14 protein-coding genes and 2 pseudogenes are annotated in these 16,614 nt (G+C 66.2%); 5 read left to right on the forward strand and 11 right to left on the reverse strand.

The window, feature by feature from the left end:
* Positions 1-14: 14 nt before the first annotated feature.
* The 3 genes and pseudogenes from ACFQDH_RS21435 to ACFQDH_RS21445 form a co-directional block, all read right to left on the reverse strand.
* A pseudogene (locus tag ACFQDH_RS21435) lies at positions 15-1,675 on the reverse strand (alpha/beta-hydrolase family protein).
* Positions 1,676-1,767: 92 nt separating this feature from the next.
* Positions 1,768-2,415 carry a response regulator transcription factor gene (locus ACFQDH_RS21440; RefSeq protein ID WP_382404397.1) on the reverse strand — a complete coding sequence of 216 codons (648 nt, stop codon included), beginning with the start codon at positions 2,413-2,415 and terminating at the stop codon, positions 1,768-1,770.
* Entirely contained in the window at positions 2,391-3,524 is a 1,134-nt protein-coding gene (locus tag ACFQDH_RS21445) for a sensor histidine kinase (protein WP_382404398.1), read from the reverse strand. Before ACFQDH_RS21445 ends, ACFQDH_RS21440 begins: the two co-directional genes overlap by 25 nt.
* A gap of 226 nt (positions 3,525-3,750) precedes the next feature.
* On the opposite strand from ACFQDH_RS21445, the gene ACFQDH_RS21450 reads away from it, so the two are divergent.
* Both ACFQDH_RS21450 and ACFQDH_RS21455 read left to right on the forward strand, forming a co-directional pair.
* A complete protein-coding gene (locus ACFQDH_RS21450) occupies positions 3,751-4,257 on the forward strand; it encodes a DUF2867 domain-containing protein (RefSeq protein ID WP_465253898.1) in 507 nt (168 codons plus the stop codon).
* Positions 4,254-5,177, forward strand: a complete 924-nt coding sequence (locus tag ACFQDH_RS21455; protein WP_382404399.1) for a hypothetical protein — start codon at positions 4,254-4,256, stop codon at positions 5,175-5,177. The genes ACFQDH_RS21450 and ACFQDH_RS21455 overlap by 4 nt, the downstream gene beginning before the upstream one ends.
* Here ACFQDH_RS21455 and ispG read toward each other — a convergent pair.
* Complete coding sequence (ispG, locus tag ACFQDH_RS21460) at positions 5,170-6,312, reverse strand: flavodoxin-dependent (E)-4-hydroxy-3-methylbut-2-enyl-diphosphate synthase (RefSeq protein ID WP_382404927.1); 1,143 nt, start codon at positions 6,310-6,312, stop codon at positions 5,170-5,172. The genes ACFQDH_RS21455 and ispG overlap by 8 nt on opposite strands.
* 266 nt (positions 6,313-6,578) lie before the next feature.
* On the opposite strand from ispG, the gene ACFQDH_RS21465 reads away from it, so the two are divergent.
* Positions 6,579-8,018 carry a nucleobase:cation symporter-2 family protein gene (locus ACFQDH_RS21465; RefSeq protein ID WP_382404400.1) on the forward strand — a complete coding sequence of 480 codons (1,440 nt, stop codon included), beginning with the start codon at positions 6,579-6,581 and terminating at the stop codon, positions 8,016-8,018.
* Positions 8,019-8,040: 22 nt separating this feature from the next.
* On the opposite strand, the gene ACFQDH_RS21470 is transcribed toward ACFQDH_RS21465, so the two are convergent.
* Positions 8,041-8,598, reverse strand: coding sequence for a GNAT family N-acetyltransferase (locus tag ACFQDH_RS21470; RefSeq protein WP_382404401.1), 558 nt, complete (start codon positions 8,596-8,598; stop codon positions 8,041-8,043).
* 52 nt (positions 8,599-8,650) lie between these two features.
* Here ACFQDH_RS21470 and ACFQDH_RS21475 point away from each other — a divergent pair, with 52 nt between their 5' ends.
* Complete coding sequence (locus tag ACFQDH_RS21475; RefSeq protein WP_382404402.1) at positions 8,651-9,250, forward strand: TetR/AcrR family transcriptional regulator; 600 nt, start codon at positions 8,651-8,653, stop codon at positions 9,248-9,250.
* A 1-nt stretch (position 9,251) separates the two neighbouring features.
* Here ACFQDH_RS21475 and ACFQDH_RS21480 read toward each other — a convergent pair whose 3' ends face one another.
* Together ACFQDH_RS21480 and ACFQDH_RS21485 are read right to left on the reverse strand one after the other, a co-directional pair.
* Positions 9,252-10,145, reverse strand: coding sequence for an alpha/beta fold hydrolase (locus tag ACFQDH_RS21480; protein ID WP_382404403.1), 894 nt, complete (start codon positions 10,143-10,145; stop codon positions 9,252-9,254).
* Between the two features lie 73 nt (positions 10,146-10,218).
* Positions 10,219-10,863 (reverse strand): TetR/AcrR family transcriptional regulator, encoded by a 645-nt coding sequence (locus tag ACFQDH_RS21485; protein ID WP_382404404.1) that lies wholly within the window; start codon positions 10,861-10,863, stop codon positions 10,219-10,221.
* 200 nt (positions 10,864-11,063) lie between these two features.
* On the opposite strand from ACFQDH_RS21485, the gene ACFQDH_RS21490 reads away from it, so the two are divergent.
* Positions 11,064-12,362 carry an HNH endonuclease signature motif containing protein gene (locus ACFQDH_RS21490; RefSeq protein WP_382404405.1) on the forward strand — a complete coding sequence of 433 codons (1,299 nt, stop codon included), beginning with the start codon at positions 11,064-11,066 and terminating at the stop codon, positions 12,360-12,362.
* A 42-nt stretch (positions 12,363-12,404) separates the two neighbouring features.
* Here the strand turns inward: ACFQDH_RS21490 and ACFQDH_RS21495 are convergent, their stop codons facing one another.
* The 4 genes and pseudogenes from ACFQDH_RS21495 to ACFQDH_RS21510 form a co-directional block, all read right to left on the reverse strand.
* The gene (locus ACFQDH_RS21495) at positions 12,405-13,136 is read right to left on the reverse strand and encodes a class I SAM-dependent DNA methyltransferase (protein WP_382404406.1); all 732 of its coding nucleotides are present in this window, start codon (positions 13,134-13,136) and stop codon (positions 12,405-12,407) included.
* A gap of 102 nt (positions 13,137-13,238) precedes the next feature.
* Positions 13,239-14,570, reverse strand: coding sequence for a M50 family metallopeptidase (locus ACFQDH_RS21500; protein ID WP_382404407.1), 1,332 nt, complete (start codon positions 14,568-14,570; stop codon positions 13,239-13,241).
* 35 nt (positions 14,571-14,605) lie between these two features.
* A pseudogene (dxr, locus tag ACFQDH_RS21505) lies at positions 14,606-15,828 on the reverse strand (1-deoxy-D-xylulose-5-phosphate reductoisomerase).
* Positions 15,807-16,565 (reverse strand): hypothetical protein, encoded by a 759-nt coding sequence (locus ACFQDH_RS21510; RefSeq protein ID WP_382404408.1) that lies wholly within the window; start codon positions 16,563-16,565, stop codon positions 15,807-15,809. Before ACFQDH_RS21510 ends, dxr begins: the two are co-directional and overlap by 22 nt.
* Positions 16,566-16,614 lie beyond the last annotated feature (49 nt).

The following is a 16,614-nucleotide window of genomic DNA, read 5'->3' on the forward strand; positions in this document are numbered from 1 at the left end:
CTCGTCCCATCCGCTCACTCCTCGTTGTCGAAGGCCTCGACCGCCGAGGTGATCGCCGCCTTCTCCGGTGGGCTGACCGTCACGCCGAGCACCCCTGCCCATCCGTCGATGATCTCGGCACGATAGCGATGGCCATGGCCCCCGACCGAGGAGTTCGCCGAGATCAGGTCGACGGTGGTCAGCCAGAAGGTGATCAGGGGGTACCAGGTGAGATCCTTGTCTACATCGTGGCCGGCGCGTTCGCGTGCCCACGCAGGTTGCCGGTAGATCAGCGAAGGATCCCACCAGACGATCGGGTCGGACGGGTGCTGCATGAAAAGCACCCGTGGCGAGTCCCACTCCTGCGGCAGCGGTCGCCCGTAGGCATCACGGCCGATCTGCTGCGGGTTGCCGGCGAATCGAACGTGCCGTCCGTTGTCGATGACCGGTGCAACCTGCGGGCTGCCGCGCTGCCGGCTGCTGGTGATCGAACGCCACAGGGGGTGGAGTTCGGGGTGCCGCTCCAGAGCGCGCCATCGACCGCCGAGAGCAACTGATCCGCATCGCTGAAGGCGGCCTCGGTGCTGAGCGCGCCGAGTGACTCGCCGGAGAGCAACAGACGTGGCCGCTCGCCGGCCGGCCGCTGATCGATCATCGCGATGACTTTGCGGACCAACGCCGTTCCGACCTGGGCAGGAAGGGTCCGGTTGGTCAGGAACTGCACGACACTCGGCAGGAAGGAGTACTGCACCGCCACGGTCGCCACATCGCCGCCAGTCAGGACTTCCAGCGTCCGGACGTTGTATTCGTCGACCCAGCCACTGCCCGTGGTGCCCACCACGTTGACGTACTTGCGGTCCAGCGCTCCGGTGCGCTTCATCTCCTGGACGATGGTCTGCACCAGCTGGTGCGGATCGACATCACCGGTCTCCGGCGCGGCATACAGCCGGATCGGCTGCTTCGCGGGTCGCCCGGTGATAGCTGAGATCGCCGCCGGATCCGGGGTGTGAGCGGTATAGATCTGACCTTCGCGGCCCAGTTTCGACCACGGCTGAGTCGACCCCCTGCTGCCGGAGACCAGCGGCGATGTCGGTGCACTCAGCCCCTGCGGCGGGGCGCCGTTGACCTTCGCTGCCGAAGCAGAGAGCGCTTCCAGGCCTTTCACCGCGATGACGCTGCGGGTCAGCCAGGTGACCGACCCCGCGACGAGACAGACCGCGAGGAGACCCGCCACGGGCTTGGGCAGCGCGAAGCCGAGCACGAAACGCGACGCTCGGAACGCGCCACGCACCGTCCAGATGATCGCCATCAGCACGGCGGTCAGCGCAACGGCAGCGACCAGCGACAGCGCGTCGTTCCACAGCGACGGCTCGGGCAGGTCGACCAGACGCGCGCTGTGCCGGCGGCCGCGGTAGCCCGCGAACCAGACCGTGATCGTGATCGCCACCGCGAGCGTCCAGAGCACGCCGTGCAGCCGTGTCCGGTGGGCATGATCGGCAACCAGCACGCGCACACCGAGCCAGCCGAAGATCACCGATGCGGCCGAGCCGAGCAACGCGCCGGCGGCATACCCGGTGATGGCGGACAGCGCGGAGGCCGCCGCCTGCACAGCCCACGGCCGCGGCAACAGACTGGGCGCGAAACTGACCAGCAGTGCCAACCAGCCGAGCACCAGGCCGGTCACCGAACGTCGCATCACGAACCGGACGAAAGCATGCGGCTCGTCGGTCGGCTCGGCGGCGGTCACCCCGCAGCGTATCCAGCGGGTATGACGCCGGACCGCTGCGGTCAGTCCACGAAACCGCTCTCGTATGCCGCGATGACGGCTTGTGTCCGGTCGCGTGCCGACAGCTTGGCGAGCAGTGTCGCGACGTGGGACTTGACCGTCTCCACGCCGAGGAAGAGTTCGGCGGCGATCTCGGCGTTCGTCATACCGCGGGCGAGCAGCCGCAGCACCTCTTGCTCGCGCTCGGTGAGTCGAGGCAGGGTGCGTCCACGAGCCGGGCGGGAGTCGACCAGGTCGCGGATCGACTCCGGGAAGAGAACGACGTCCAGATGCGCGAGCGCACGCACCGCGGACACCAGTTGCGCGGCGCCGGACCGCTTGAGCAGGAAGCCGTGGGCGCCGGCCATCAGGGCGTCATACACGTAGGAGTCGTGCTCGAACGTCGTGACCACCAAGATCTTCGGAGCGCCCGGCGCAGCCAGCAGCCGGCGCGTCGCCTCGATGCCGTCCAGTCGCGGCATCCGCACATCCATGACGACCACGTCCGGTGTGCCGGCTCGGACCGTCTGCAGCGCCGTGACGCCGTCGTCGGCGAGGCCGACGACCTCCATGTCTGGTTGCGCACCGAGGATCGCTGCGAAGCCATCGCGGACCATCTCGTCGTCATCGGCGATGACGACCTTGATCACCGGTTCGGGAGCCGGACGCACAGGTGCCACTCCTTCCCACTCGCGCTCGGACCGGCGTCCACGGCGCCACCCGCGAGCGCTGCGCGCTCCCGCAGGCCGACCAGTCCGCGTCCACCCGCCGCTCGCGAATTTGGTTGCTGCGTGGTCGTGTTCGTGATCTTCACCTCGACCTCGGAGCCGATCGCGACTCGCACCTGGGCCGGGCCGCTGCCGTGCTTCACGGCGTTGGTCAGTCCTTCCTGGACGATTCGGAACACGTCACCGGACAGTTCCCCGGGCAGCCTCCCCCAGTCCCCTCTCAACTGAAGCACGGAGGGCCCACTGGTCGCTGCACTGCGCACCAGAGCTGCCAGGTCGGCCGCGGTGCGCCCGGTGCCACCGCTGCGGAGTGAGCCCAACACCTCGTCCAGCTCTTCCAGTGCTGCCGATGCGGTGGCACTGATCCGCTCCAACGCACGCAGAGCGACTCGGGAGTCGGTCGGGCCGACCACGCTGCCGGCCTCGGCCTGCACACTGATCGCGGTGAGCGAGTGACCGATCGTGTCGTGAAGTTCGCGAGCCAACTGATTGCTACGAGCCAGGTCCTGCTCGCGTTCGGCGGCCAACGCCAGCTTGTCGGCGCTCGTCGGACCCAGCACGCGCGGCGCGGCCCAGACGAGGATGCCGCCGAAACCCGCTTGTATGGCGAAGGATCCGAGCACGACGGCGATTCCCAGCGGCATACGCCAGAGGACCTGGACGCCGTCGCCGACACCCCCGGAGGCCAGTCCGACACCGGCCGGAACCCCACCGAGCAGCACGATCGCAGCGACCGCCCCGACAACCAGGACCAGCCCCGCCCACGCGGCACCGTGCCATCTGCTGTCCCACGAATGCCTGTCGCGAACCGCGGGCAGCTCGACCCCGAGCAGCGGTCGTGCCATCGCGACCTCGGCGTCGCGCACCGGCGGGCTCAACAGCACGATGCCGGCGACGGCCACGGCCACGCCGGCGAGCGCCACCACGAACACCCGGTCCTGTCCCGACGTTCCCTGAACGGAGATGGTGAAGGCGTAGACCAGCCACCCCAGCAGTGCTGCACCCGCAGCACCCAGCACCAGGTATGCCGCGCCACGTGTCCCTCGCCTCACGAGTTCCATGCTGTCACGAGACCACGAAGCGGCGATTCCCCCGGAAGAGGGACGACGAACCCCTGCCCAGGTGAGGCGGATCGGCGTACGTACACAGCATCGTGAAGATCATGAGTACATCGACGACCTCGAAGATCGCGGGACGCCTGCCGGAGAGCGAATTTCGCAACCGCCCGTGGCGGATCCATCAGATCGCAGGTGATTTCGACCTGATCGACGTCTGGCAATTGCCTACGCCGGGCGGGCCGGGCGACCTCCGCCGGCTGGTGGAGATCTTCGCCGCCGGAACCATGGAGGGGGCGACTCACCGATCGTCCGCCTCGTCTGGTCGGTTCGGTGGGGCCTCGGCAAGCTGCTGCATTGGGACGATCCGCAGAACGGGGTCGGCATCAGGGTGCCGTCCCTTCGCGCCCGACTTCCGGCGGACCTGGTCGATGCGCCCATTGGGCCTGACTTCGCGCGCCTGCCCTTCACCTCGCTCTACCTGCTGAGTGACGAGTTCGCCGCCGAACTGGCGAACTCAACGTGTCACGGTGTGCTGCATATGGGGTGGGTCCAGACCGAGTCCGGTTGCTACACAGCGCAATTGGCAATTCTTTCGAAACCCAACGGGACCAAGGGGCGCCTCTACATGGCCGGGATTCGGCCGTTCCGTCACTCGCTGATCTATCCGGCACTACTGCGGAAGATCGAACGCTCGTGGGCCGCGCTCGACGAGAGTGTCCAGCCATGACCGCGGTTCACGCGGCGCGGCCCGCGCTGGCCGGGAAGGTCTCGAACCGGACAACTGCTGACCGCGTACGGCGACGCCTGGCGGTCGGTGCAGTGCTCGCGACCTTCCCCTACAGCGCGTTGAAGGTCGCCTGGTTGTGCCGTTCACGGATAGGCCTGTCGGATGCGAAGTTCGGAACCAGCGCCACGATGCACTTACTCAACACTGCGACACTCGGGCTCGATCTGGTCGCGCTGGCTCTCGCCCTGGTCTTCTTCACCGGCGCACGGGCACCGCGCTGGTTCTTACTGCCGACGATGTGGGTGGGATACGGACTACTGGGACAGATCGTGATGATCATCGGCCCGTCGGTGATTGTCCAGGCGACCACCGGACCACCAACGGACGCCAGCAGCGCGGCGACGCCCATCGCCGGTTGGGTGTATGCCGCGGTCTACACCGGGTTCAGCGGCCTGGGCCTCTGCCTACTGCCGGCCTTCGCGATCTACGCCTGGCAGCGCTGGGGCGCCGATCGCGGATGGGGCGAGCGGTTGGCCGGCGTACGCCGAGACCGGCTGCCAAAGCTCCCAGCCCTTGCGACTGCGACGCTCGTGCTGGCTCTCGTGGTCCGGAGCGCATTCGCGGACTCCGCCCTCGAGGCGATGGGCCCAGCGATCGACGCGGTCATCGGGCTGATGGCGTTGGCCGGGCTTTGGTCGGGTGTCGCCGGGCGACCGCGTCGGCTTCGTCGCGCCGTCCCCATGGCTGTGGTGTGGACCGCTTCCGGCGCCTGGACGGCGTGGGGCGTCTATCACCTGGTGCTGCAGACGGTTCCCAACGATCTGGTCACCGGGCAGGTTGCGGGCATCGACATTGCGTTGTCGGCCGCGAAGGCGCTCACGGGGGCGAGCCTGCTGTTCGCCATACGGCGAATCAGCTGACGGTGACGCTCGGACTGCCCGCAGAGTCCTCGTCGATCGGCTCGCCCATCTCTTCGGCGATGCGCATCGCTTCCTCGATGAGGGTCTCGACGATCTGCGCCTCGGGGACAGTCTTGATGACCTCGCCCTTGACGAAGATCTGACCCTTGCCATTGCCCGACGCGACCCCGAGGTCGGCTTCGCGAGCTTCACCGGGACCGTTGACGACACAACCCATGACGGCAACGCGCAATGGCACGGTCATACCTTCGAGGCCGGCGGTCACCTGCTCGGCGAGCGTGTAGACGTCGACCTGGGCGCGGCCGCACGACGGACAGGAGACGATCTCCAGCTTGCGCGGCTTGAGGTTGAGCGACTGCAGGATCTGGTTGCCGACCTTGATCTCCTCGACCGGCGGCGCGGACAACGACACGCGGATCGTGTCGCCGATGCCCTTGGACAGCAGCGCACCGAAAGCGGTCGCGGACTTGATGGTGCCCTGGAAGGCAGGGCCTGCTTCCGTCACCCCGAGGTGCAGCGGCCAGTCACCGCGCTCGGCCAGCATCTCGTAGGCGCGCACCATGACGACGGGGTCGTTGTGCTTGACCGAGATCTTGAAGTCGTGGAAATCGTGCTCCTCGAAGAGGCTCGCCTCCCAGACCGCCGACTCGACGAGCGCCTCGGCCGTCGGCTTGCCGTACTTCTCCAGCAGTCGCTTGTCGAGCGAGCCCGCGTTGACGCCGATGCGCAGCGAGACGCCGGCATCCTTGGCTGCCTTCGCGATCTGCTTGACCTGGTCGTCGAACTTGCGGATGTTGCCCGGGTTGACGCGGACCGCCGCGCAGCCGGCATCGATCGCGGCAAAGACGTATTTGGGCTGGAAGTGGATGTCGGCGATGACGGGGATCTGCGACTTCTTCGCGATCGCCGGCAGGGCGTCGGCATCGTCCTGGCTCGGGCACGCGACACGCACGATGTCGCAACCGGTCGCAGTCAGCTCGGCGATCTGCTGCAGGGTTGCGTTGATATCAGTGGTCGGCGTCGTGCACATCGACTGAACCGAGATCGGCGCATCTCCCCCGACCTCGACCTTCCCGACCTTGATCTTGCGAGACTTGCGGCGGGGCGCGAGCACGGGCGCCGGAGCGCTCGGCATACCGAGAGAAACTGTCACCCCTTCAGTATGACTCGCGGCTTCCATCGGCCGAAATGTGGCCGAGTAGGACGGTGGCGTCATACCACCCACCGAGCCAATTTCAACAAACCGTTGACGAACAGTGTGCCTGGTGTCACTATTTCATCCATCGAAATCAATCTTCCACATAGTGAGAGGGTGGCGCCAGTGTCGACCCGAGTGAGCAAACCTCCCGCCCAGCTACCGCTGAGCCCGCCCCATCGGGCACCGACCGAGGGATGAGCGCCGTGAAACTCCTACGACGCGAGGGCAATCCGAAGTATCAGGGCCGACCCGAGGACACGATGTATGGTCCCGGCCGTCTGCTCATCTACGGAACCCAACACATCCTGACCATGTATGGCGGAGTGATCGCCCCACCCATCATCATCGGCGGAGCCGCGCACTTGAAGACGTCCGACGTCGCGTTGCTCGTCACCGCCGGCCTGTTCATCAGCGGCATCGCAACCCTGCTGCAGACCCTCGGCATCGGACCGGTCGGCAGTCGGTTGCCGATCGTGCAAGGCGTGTCGTTCGCCAGCGTGTCGACGATGGTCTCGATCGCGAGCAAGGACGGCGTGCGACCGGTGCTCGGCGCGATCATCGTGGCCGGCCTGGTGGGTGTCATCGCCTCGACCTACTTCGCGAAGATCGTGCGCTTCTTCCCGGCAGTGGTGACCGGGTCGATCATCACGGTGATCGGCGCATCTCTGATGCCGACCGCCTTCAGCTGGTGCATGGGCGGCGACTCGACCGCAAAGGACTTCGGGTCGCCCACGAACATCGGCTTCGCCGGGCTCACGCTGCTGATCATCGTGCTGATCAGCAGGCTCTTCCAGGGAGCGATCTCGCGGCTGTCGATCCTGATCGGCATGGTGATCGGCACAATCGTCGCCGCAGCCACCGGGCATGCAGACTTCTCCGGCGTGAAAGACGCCAAGATCGTCGCGCTGCCGCAATTCCTGCACTTCGGTTCGCCGACCTTTCAGATCGGCGCGATCATCTCGATGACCATCGTGATCCTGGTAATCATGACCGAGACGACCGCTGACATCCTGGCCATCGGCGAGATCGTAGGGACCGAGGTCGACGACAAGCGCGTCGCGGCAGGACTGCGGGCAGACATGGCGGCGACGACTGTGGCGCCGTTCTTCGGCAGCTTCCCGGCGAGCGCGTTCGCGCAGAACGTAGGGCTGGTCGCACTCACCGGCATCAAGAGCCGGTTCGCCGTGGCGACCGGCGGCGGTGTGCTGGTGGTGCTCGGCCTGTTGCCCGTCGTCGGTGCGATAGTCGCGGGCATCCCTTCCCCGGTGTTGGGCGGAGCGGGCATCATCCTGTTCGGCTCGGTCACCGCCAGCGGCATACGAACCCTGGCGCGGGTCGACTACGAGAACGGCCTCAATCTGGTCATCATCTCGGTGACCTTCGGATTCGGCGTGATCCCGATCGCGATGCCGACCTTCTGGGACAAGTTCCCGGACTGGTTCGGCGTGATCATGGGCTCAGGTATCAGTGCCGCCGCGATCAGTGCCGTGGCGCTCAACCTCTTCTTCAACGAATGGAAGTGGGGCAACAAGCCGGGCGCCTCGGTCTTCGCCGAGCGCGACAACCGCGTCGAGCAGTTCGGCGACCGACTGGAGGACGACATCCGAAGGTCCGAGCGCAGCTCACCGACGAGAGCCGAATAGGGCTGCCAGTAAACGGAACCCGTCAACTTGACGCACGCGCGGCGCGATACTCATCGGCCAGTATCGCCCAGACCTGCTTGTCGTGATGTATGCCGCGGTTCAGCCACGCCTGCCGCAGCGTCGCCTCGTGCGTCATACCGAGCCGTTGGGCAACGGCCGCGCTGCGTGCGTTGTCGTGGCGACAGCGCCACTCCACGCGATGCAGCTTCCGCTCTTCGAATGTCCAGTCCAGCAGGAACAGCCCGGCGTTGGTGATCAGCCCGTGCCCCTCCCCTGCCGGCTCCAGCCAACAGCCGAGTTCGGCCGTGCCACCGGCGGCGTCGAAGTCCACGAACATCAGACCGCCGACGAGAGTCTCGTCGACCCAGATGCCGACGAGGCGAGCCTGATCCCGTGCGGTCGCCTCGGCATACCGAACAAGCGTGGCGCGCGCTGTGTCGACGGTATCCGTGACGAACGACGGTCCGACCCACGGCCGGATGTGTTCGCGCGCCCGATCCAGATGGGCGGCGAATTCGTCGGCGTGCCAAGGCTCGAGGGTGCGCAGGCGGACTCCGTCGGCGAGGTGGTGGGTGAACACGGTTGCTCCGATCGTTTGCACAACGTTTGTTGCGCAAACTAGCATCCGGTGCATGGGCAGGCCAAAGGGAAATCACGAGGACCGTCGTGGCGACGTCGCCGAGGCCGTCTGGCAGGTGCTTGCCACCGACGGGTTCAACGGGCTCACCATCAGGGCGATCGCTCGCCAAATGCAGGCGACCACCGGCGTCGTGACGCACTACTTCGGGTCGAAGCGGGAGATCGTCGGTTACGCCCTTGATCTGCTCGAGAGTCGGTCGAGGACCAGGCAACCCCGGACGGCGGCCGACGGACTTCCCGCGCTTCGGTCCGCGGTCATGGACATGCTGCCGCTGGATGCCGAGTCGACGACCGCCAACCGCGTCTGGATCTCGTCGTGGGACCACGCCCTCGCCGATCCGCAGTTCCAGCGGGATCACGCCCGTCGCTACGCGGATGGTGTCGAGCGGCTCACTGCGCTCGTCCAGGCGGCACAGAAGTGCGCCGCTCTGTGCGCCGGCGATGCGCGGCTGATGGCAACCGAACTGCACTCCTTCGCACTCGGCCTGATCGTCCAGGCAGTCCTCGACCCGGCGAACTATTCTGCGGTGCAACAGGTTTCGTTGCTGGAGGACTACCTGGCGCGGCTCAGACCGACGCACCTGTCCCGTTGACTCAGTGGTCCGTTCGCCGCAATATGCCCCGGATGAAGCCCGTTACCTCGTCCGGCTTCTCCTCGGCCATGAAGTGGCCGGCGTCGATGGGCTCGTATGTCGCCTCGAGCGCCCACTGCTTCCACAGGTCCAGGGCGCTGAAGCCGAGTTGGGAGCCCCAGTCCTGCGACAGGACACCGACCGGTATCGCCAGTCGCGCTCCGGCTGCCCGGTCAGCGCGATCCATCTCCAGGTCAATCCCGGCGGTCGCGCGGTAGTCGGCGACGATCGACGGCACTGCTGCCACAGAGCTGTCGACGTAGTGCTTGCGGACCGTCGGGGGGAACGTCGAGCCGCTGGGGTCCCAAGCGTCGAGGAACGACCCGAAGAAATCAGCAGCAACGGCCTCAATCATCCTCTCCGGCAAGCCTTTCGGCTGCGCCATGAGATAGAGATGCCAAGCAACCTTCGCGTCGACGCCGTGCAGCACGTCCCAGGTGTCCAGCGTCGGCAGGACGTCCAGGATGCCCAGGTGTGTCACGACGTCCGGGTGGTCTAGCGCGGCACGCATGCCGACCAGCGCGCCGCGGTCATGCCCGATGAGCGCGAACTGTTCGGCGCCGAGTTCCCTTGCCACTGCGACGATGTCACGTGCCATGGTCCGTTTGGAGTATGTCGAGTCGTCCGCTTCCTCCGGCTTGTCGCTGGCGCCATACCCACGCAGGTCGGGGACGATCACCAGGTGGTCCTCGGCGAGGCCCGTCGCGACGTGTCGCCACATCAGATGGGTCTGCGGGAAGCCGTGCAACAGCACGATCGGCCTTCCCCTGCCGCCGACGGCGACATTGAGAATCACGTTGCTGTCCGCGGGGATTCGGCGATAGTCGAAGCCCTCGATGGTGGGTTGCGAGCTCATGGGGAAGCCTTCCGATGTTCGGTGTGTGTGGGTATGACGGCCGCTTGCGCGACCCGGCGGCGATGCGCGCCCGTCAGGCGAAGATTGCGCGGGGCGGCTCCGACGTGTCGGCGGCGCTGGCTCGCAGCGACGGGATGAGCACGTCGTCGACAAGTCGAGCGAGGTAGTCGGGACCGGACGCCAGGCCGTTCAGGCGGCGCAGGAGCAAGACGGAACCGGCGACCTCCTCATAGGTGAAGGGGCGAGTTCCCTTCGGGAGTTCACCGCGCGAAATTGCCGCATCCAGAACAGTTTTCGGGAGTTTGGCGCCGGTCGGACCGGCTGCGTCTTCGATGTGCCGGCAGAGCTCGGGATCTTCCAAGCCGGCCTGCAACAGCATGAGACTCATCGATCCGTCGGACGCCCGCAAGGTCGCGTCGAGACGCTCGCAAAGGGCCAGCAGATCTCCGCGCAGCGATCCCGTGTCGATGCCAGCGGTCGGTGTGGCGGAGGAAGGTCCTGCCTTGATCGCGGCGACCACCATGTCGCGCTTGTTGTCCCAGCGGCGGTAGAGCGTCGCCTTGGAGGCGCCGGCTCGACGGGCGATGCCTTCGAACGTCAGGGCGTCATACCCGACCTCGGCGAGCAGGGTCAGCACTGTGTGCAGGATCTCGGCTTCGCGTACGGCATCGCGAGGGCGGCCAGGAGAGGGTGACTCCTTGTCATTTCGAAACGGCACGTTCCGTATCGTAGCGATGGATCGACGGCTCGTGCAACTCTGTGGTCGAGCCGTTGTTGTCGTGGGTTGGCCGGGATATTCACATCCCCGGTGGCACACGCGCTTCGTCCACCGAACGCTTCGTGGTGGATGACCGACGATGTGGCCCGCCGGTAGACAATCAATGTCGGATCAACCAGTGGCGAGCGGCGGTGCGAGACATGGGCTTTGACGAGTGCGAGCCACTCACGCAGCTGCGTGCCGCCGTGACGATGCTGGACGATCTTCCCGATGCCCTCGACGACTTCAGTCCGCAGGAGCTGGCCGACATCATGGTCACCCTCTTGCAACTGCGAAGCCGCAGCGACCAAGTGGCAACCCTGGTTGCGCGGCTCGCGCGCCAGCGCGGCGACGTGGGCACATCGGACGCTGCTTCCACCACACAATGGGTGGCCAACTGCGCGACCATCGCGGCCGTGCCCTTGGACGTCCGCGACGCGCACACCATCGCCTACGTCGCCGATGCCTGTCAGGGCGAGAAGGCCCGCGCGGTCACGGATGCACTCCACAGCGGTTCCTGCACGCCATCGGTGGCCAAGACCGCGCTACAAGAGTCTGCGAAGGTCGAGCCGATAGTCCCCGAGGTCGATCGCGACAAGGTCCTCGGCTGGTTTCTCGATCTCGACCCGGCATCCGGAGCTCGCGGACGCAGGGTCCTGACGCGACAGATCTTCGCGAGGTACGCCCCTGATGAGCTCGACAAGTCCGACTCCACGCTTGAGCGCACAGAGTCGATGTCGTGGTGGACCACCGAGACGGGCATGACCCGTTTGACGGCGGAGCTGGCTCCGGTCAATGCCGCGATCGTCAAGGAAGCCGTTATGGCCCTATCGGCACCGCGGACAGGACCAAATGCGCAACATGGCGCGTCCACCACCGAAGCCACGGACCCCGGCAGCCGCGACGAGCGGACTCCCGGGAAGCGGCGGGTCGATGCCCTGGTCGCCCTGGTGAGTGCCGGTGCCCGGATGACCGACTCAGAAGCTGCCGGGATCGGATCCGCGGCGCGGGTGACGGTGACGATGCCACTGAACACCCTGATGACCGGCGTCGGCTTCGCTACGACATGCACGGGCGACGTCCTCGATCCCGGGGCCGCCCGACGACTCGCGTGCGACGCGGACATCGTGCCAGCGGTTCTCGGCACGGACAGTGAGCCGCTTGACGTCGGGCGCACCAAAAGGCTTGTCCCCAAAGGGCTTCGGACTGCTGTGACGTTGCGGGACCGCGGATGTACCTTTCCCGGCTGCGACCGACCGCCCCAATTCTGCGAAGTGCATCACGTCGTGCCCTGGGCGGCCGGCGGAGTCACCAGCCTGCTGAACTCCGCGATGCTCTGCACGACGCATCACCAGAAGGTGCACCGATCCGGATACATCGCCGTGGTCACTGCCACTTGTGTCGAATGGGACCTCACTGCCGTGCGTATGACGGCGGGCCGTTCCAGCGACGCCGCGTGAGTTCGTCCTGCCCGAGCCAGCTCGACCATCGATCCGCTGCGCTCAGTCGCTCTTGCGCCATACCGAGACGTGTGACTCGCTCTCGCCGGTAAATTCGCTGCCGTTCCAGTCCGCCATACGCCGTTCGAGCGTCATACCAGCGAGCTGTGCCATCAGGTCGCACTCGGCGGGCCAGACGTAGCGGAAATTACTGGCGCCATATCGCACTGCCCCACCCGTCTCACGCGTGTAGTGGTGCGAAGTGCCCTGCTGGGTCGCCAGGTCGTAGGTGTCGAAGCCCAGATGGCGCTTGCCGACGTGGAACGGAGCCGCCGTCTGACCGGGCGGCATCCGGCGGATTCCAGGGATCCACAGCTCGATCACGAACCGCCCACCCGGCGCCAGATGCCGCGCAGCATTTCGAAAGACCTCGACCTGTTCGGCCTGGGTGCGCACGTTGCCCAGGCCGTTCCAGACCAAAAAGACCAGCGAGAACTCGCCTTCCACCGTTGTCGTCGCCATATCGCCGACAGTCACGGGCACATCGGGTGCCTTGGCGTGCAACTGATCTACCATCGGCTGCGACAGCTCGATGCCGCTGACCCGGATTCCCTTCTCTATCAACGGAATCGCCACGCGGCCCGTGCCGATCGCGAACTCCAGCGCTGGGCCTCCGATGGCCAGCCCGGCGAGGAAGTCGACAACTGGCGCCAGCACCTCCGGCGAGAACATGAACGATGACTCGTCGTCATACCGCTCGGCCGTCTCGGCATCCCACAGATCGCTACTCGACATGATCATCAGCCTGCCCGAGCGGCCGGCCTGGCCGCCAACGATTTTGACGGCGAGGGACCGTGCCGCGGCAGGCGGACCGATCCGGTCCGCAAGCAACAGGGCTCAGCCGAATTTCACCGGATTGACGATGTCGGCATACGCCAACAAGGCGAACATCACCAGTAGGACGATCGACACGCCATACGCGAGCGGCAGCGCTTTCGCGACATCGACATAGACCGGGCCGGTGATCCCGCGGGCGCGCGCGATCCGGCGTTTGACCGCCTCCCACAACGCCCCTGCGATGTGGCCACCGTCGAGCGGCAACAGCGGCACCATATTGAAGACGAACAGCGCCATGTTCAATGACGCGAGGATCATCAGCAGCACGACGATCTTGTCCCGCACGCTGGCGTGCGTCGACTCGGCCACGTCCCCGGCGGTTCGGCCGACTCCGACTACCGACTGGGGGCTGTACTGGTCGCGGGTGCCGCCGCTGAATGCGGCGTTCCACACGCCGACCATCTTCTGCGGGATCTTCACGAAGACCGATGAGGTTCGCTCGAGAGCATTGCCGAACGTGCCGATAGCGGCGGGAAGCGACTGCCGCTCGTCGCGGTACGTGCCGCCGATCGATGCGCCGATGATCCCGACGTCCTGGTACTCGACCTCGCCCTTCCAGTTGACGACCTGTGTGCCGTTGCTGTCCTGCTTGGGCATGCGCTGCAACTTGGGCTTCACCTGCAGGGTGACCTGCCTTCCATCACGCTGGACCACCAGCGGGATCTGCTTGCCCGGGTGGGATCTCACGATGTTGGTGAAATCCGTCGTCGACGTGATCTTGGTACCGTTGATCGACACGATCTGGTCACCGGACTGCACGCCGGCAGCCGCCGCGGCGGTGCGTCCTGCTGCGTCGCAATCGGACACTGCCTTCCCCGCGGTGGTCGGCGAGCACGACTGCACCGCGGCAATCTTTGCCGTCTGCTGCACCGGTAGACCGATCCCACTGGCGATGATGATCAGCAGGACCAACGCGATAATCAGGTTCATGAAGGGGCCGCCGAACATGATGACGACCTTCTTCCAGGTCGGCAGCTTGTAGAACACCCGGTCGGAGTCGCGCGGTGCGATGTGCTCGTAGGCGTCCTCGCGCATCTGGTCGGCCAGCTGGCTGAAGCGACCGGTCGACGACGAGCGGATCATTCCCTCCTTCTCCCCGGGGCGCGGAGGAAACATCCCAATCATCCGGATATAACCGCCGAGAGGGATGGCCTTGACGCCATACTCCGTCTCGCCGCGGGGGCGTGACCAGATCGTCGGACCGAAGCCCACCATGTACTGGGTGACCTTGACACCGAAGAGTTTCGCGGGAGTGAGGTGACCGATCTCGTGCAGGGCGATGGAGACACCGACGCCGAGCAGCAGAATGATCACACCGAGCAGGAACAACACGCCCACCAGCGTCTCATGAGCAGCTGCAAACGCGCTCAGCGCCGATCGAGGATCGCCTGTGCATGTGCCCGTGCCCAGGTCTCTGCCGCAAGAACATCCTCGACAGTGAGCTCCCCCGGGACGGCGTGTGCTCGTCGACGACCTGTTGCACCGTCTCGATTATGTCCGTGAAATGGATCCGGCGGTCGTGGAACGCCGCCACGCACTCCTCGTTGGCGGCGTTGTAGACCGCTGGGTATGTCGCGCCGGCCATACCGACCTGACGCGCCAGCTGCACGGCCGGAAAAGCCCCGTCGTTCAGCGGCTCGAAGCGCCAGTCCGCCGCCTTCGTCCAGTCGATCGGTGTCTCCGCGTCCGGAACCCGGTCCGGCCACCCGAGTCCGAGAGCGATCGGCACCAGCATCGTCGGTAACCCGATCTGGGCGACTACGGCCCCATCGACGAATTCAACCATTGAGTGGATGAACTGCTGTGGATGTACGACGACGTCGATGCGCTCGAACGGCACGTCGAAGAGCAGGTGCGCCTCGATGACCTCGAGACCCTTGTTGACCAGCGTCGCCGAGTTGGTGGTGATGACCTTGCCCATGGCGAAGTTCGGGTGCGCCAGTGCTTGCTCTGGTGAGGCTTTCTTCAACTCGTCGAACGGCATCCCACGGAAGGGTCCACCGCTCGCGGTGATCACCAATCGCTGCACTTCCCGATCGCTGCCCGCACGCAGGCTCTGCGCGATGGCCGAGTGTTCGCTGTCCACTGGCACGATCTGGCCGGGCCCGGCCGCCCGTTTCACGATCGGACCGCCGACTATCAAGGACTCCTTGTTGGCCAGCGCGAGTGTCGAGCCGACTTCCAGGGCGGCGAGCGTCGGTCGCAGTCCGATCGACCCCGTGATGCCGTTGAGGACCACGTCGGCGCCGCATCGGGCAACATGTTCCGAAGCGTCGGGACCAACGACGATCTCGGGCTGGTAGCCCGTCACACCTGCAGCCCGTGCTTCGTCGTGCAGGATCTCGCGGAACCCTGCCTCGTCCCCGACCGCGAGCCCCACGAACTCGACACGTGCCAGCACCGCCTGCTGCGCGATGAGCTTGGGCTGGCCGCCACCTGCGCTCAACGCGGTCACCCGGAAGCGCTCAGGGTTTCGGGCCACGATATCCATCGCCTGCGTGCCGATCGACCCCGTTGACCCCAGGATCGCTACGGAACGCTGGGCGGGAGAAGCTGCAGAATTCTCGGTCACGCTCTCATTAAATGCCATGTGTCCGAGGTGACGTCGCCTCCCTCTGCACCGAGCAACTCTCCCAGGATGAAGTCCCCCACCTCGGCGGCCCGAGCCGGCTGCATCTCGATGAGACTGTCGCCGCCCTCGTTTGGAACCAGCAACCGACGGCTGGACCAGCTGCCGTCGGTGCCCAGGAGAACGCCGAGGAGGACCTGTCCACGAGCAGGATCGGGTGCAGCTCGCCATACGGTTGCATCGAACTGCGCCACGCCCTCACCCCACAGCTCCCGAGCCAGGTCGCCGGCCGCGAAGGCCTCCACTGTCAGCGTGACCGGCTCGCCCTGTCCGTCCGCCGCTCCCTGGACCGTGCAGAAGGCGTCGACCTCATCGGGCAACTTCTCGGGCTCGATCAACCGGAACTCGTGGATGCCGTCGTCGGTCACGTCCTCGATCACCACGACGTCCCTGCCGAGATGGTGATAGCGCAACACGCCGACTTCGGCGGTCGCCTTGCTGATCAGCAGGGCGGACGTCGCGGAGGCCCGCACCTGCAGCATCGTCACGACGGATTCCGGCAGCTCCATGCCCTTCCCGCCGTCGACCGCAACCGCGCCGTGGGCGCACAACGACCGATAGGCGATCTGCGCCGCCAGCTCACGCTGCGTCTCGTCGAGCCCACTCAGGTATGGCGCATCGACCACCGGATGGTCAGCGCTGAACAACATCAATTCCTCGTCCGTGAACCGCACCAGGAGCGGCGCGAGCCGCCTCATGCCCCCACTCCGACCGGCTGGACCAGCGTTCTGGCCGGACTCCGACCAG

This window comes from Flexivirga alba, from assembly GCF_042661025.1.
GTDB lineage: Bacteria > Actinomycetota > Actinomycetes > Actinomycetales > Dermatophilaceae > Flexivirga > Flexivirga alba.

Excerpts from the sequence above, each read along its gene's own strand:
- ACFQDH_RS21490 (WP_382404405.1), top strand. The coding sequence starts at position 11,064 with ATGGGCTTTGACGAGTGCGAGCCACTCACGCAGCTGCGTGCCGCCGTG.
- ACFQDH_RS21455 (WP_382404399.1), top strand. The coding sequence starts at position 4,254 with ATGACCGCGGTTCACGCGGCGCGGCCCGCGCTGGCCGGGAAGGTCTCG.
- ispG (WP_382404927.1), bottom strand. The coding sequence starts at position 6,312 with ATGCCGAGCGCTCCGGCGCCCGTGCTCGCGCCCCGCCGCAAGTCTCGC.
- ACFQDH_RS21495 (WP_382404406.1), bottom strand. The coding sequence starts at position 13,136 with ATGTCGAGTAGCGATCTGTGGGATGCCGAGACGGCCGAGCGGTATGAC.
- ACFQDH_RS21475 (WP_382404402.1), top strand. The coding sequence starts at position 8,651 with ATGGGCAGGCCAAAGGGAAATCACGAGGACCGTCGTGGCGACGTCGCC.
- ACFQDH_RS21510 (WP_382404408.1), bottom strand. The coding sequence starts at position 16,565 with ATGAGGCGGCTCGCGCCGCTCCTGGTGCGGTTCACGGACGAGGAATTG.
- ACFQDH_RS21480 (WP_382404403.1), bottom strand. The coding sequence starts at position 10,145 with ATGAGCTCGCAACCCACCATCGAGGGCTTCGACTATCGCCGAATCCCC.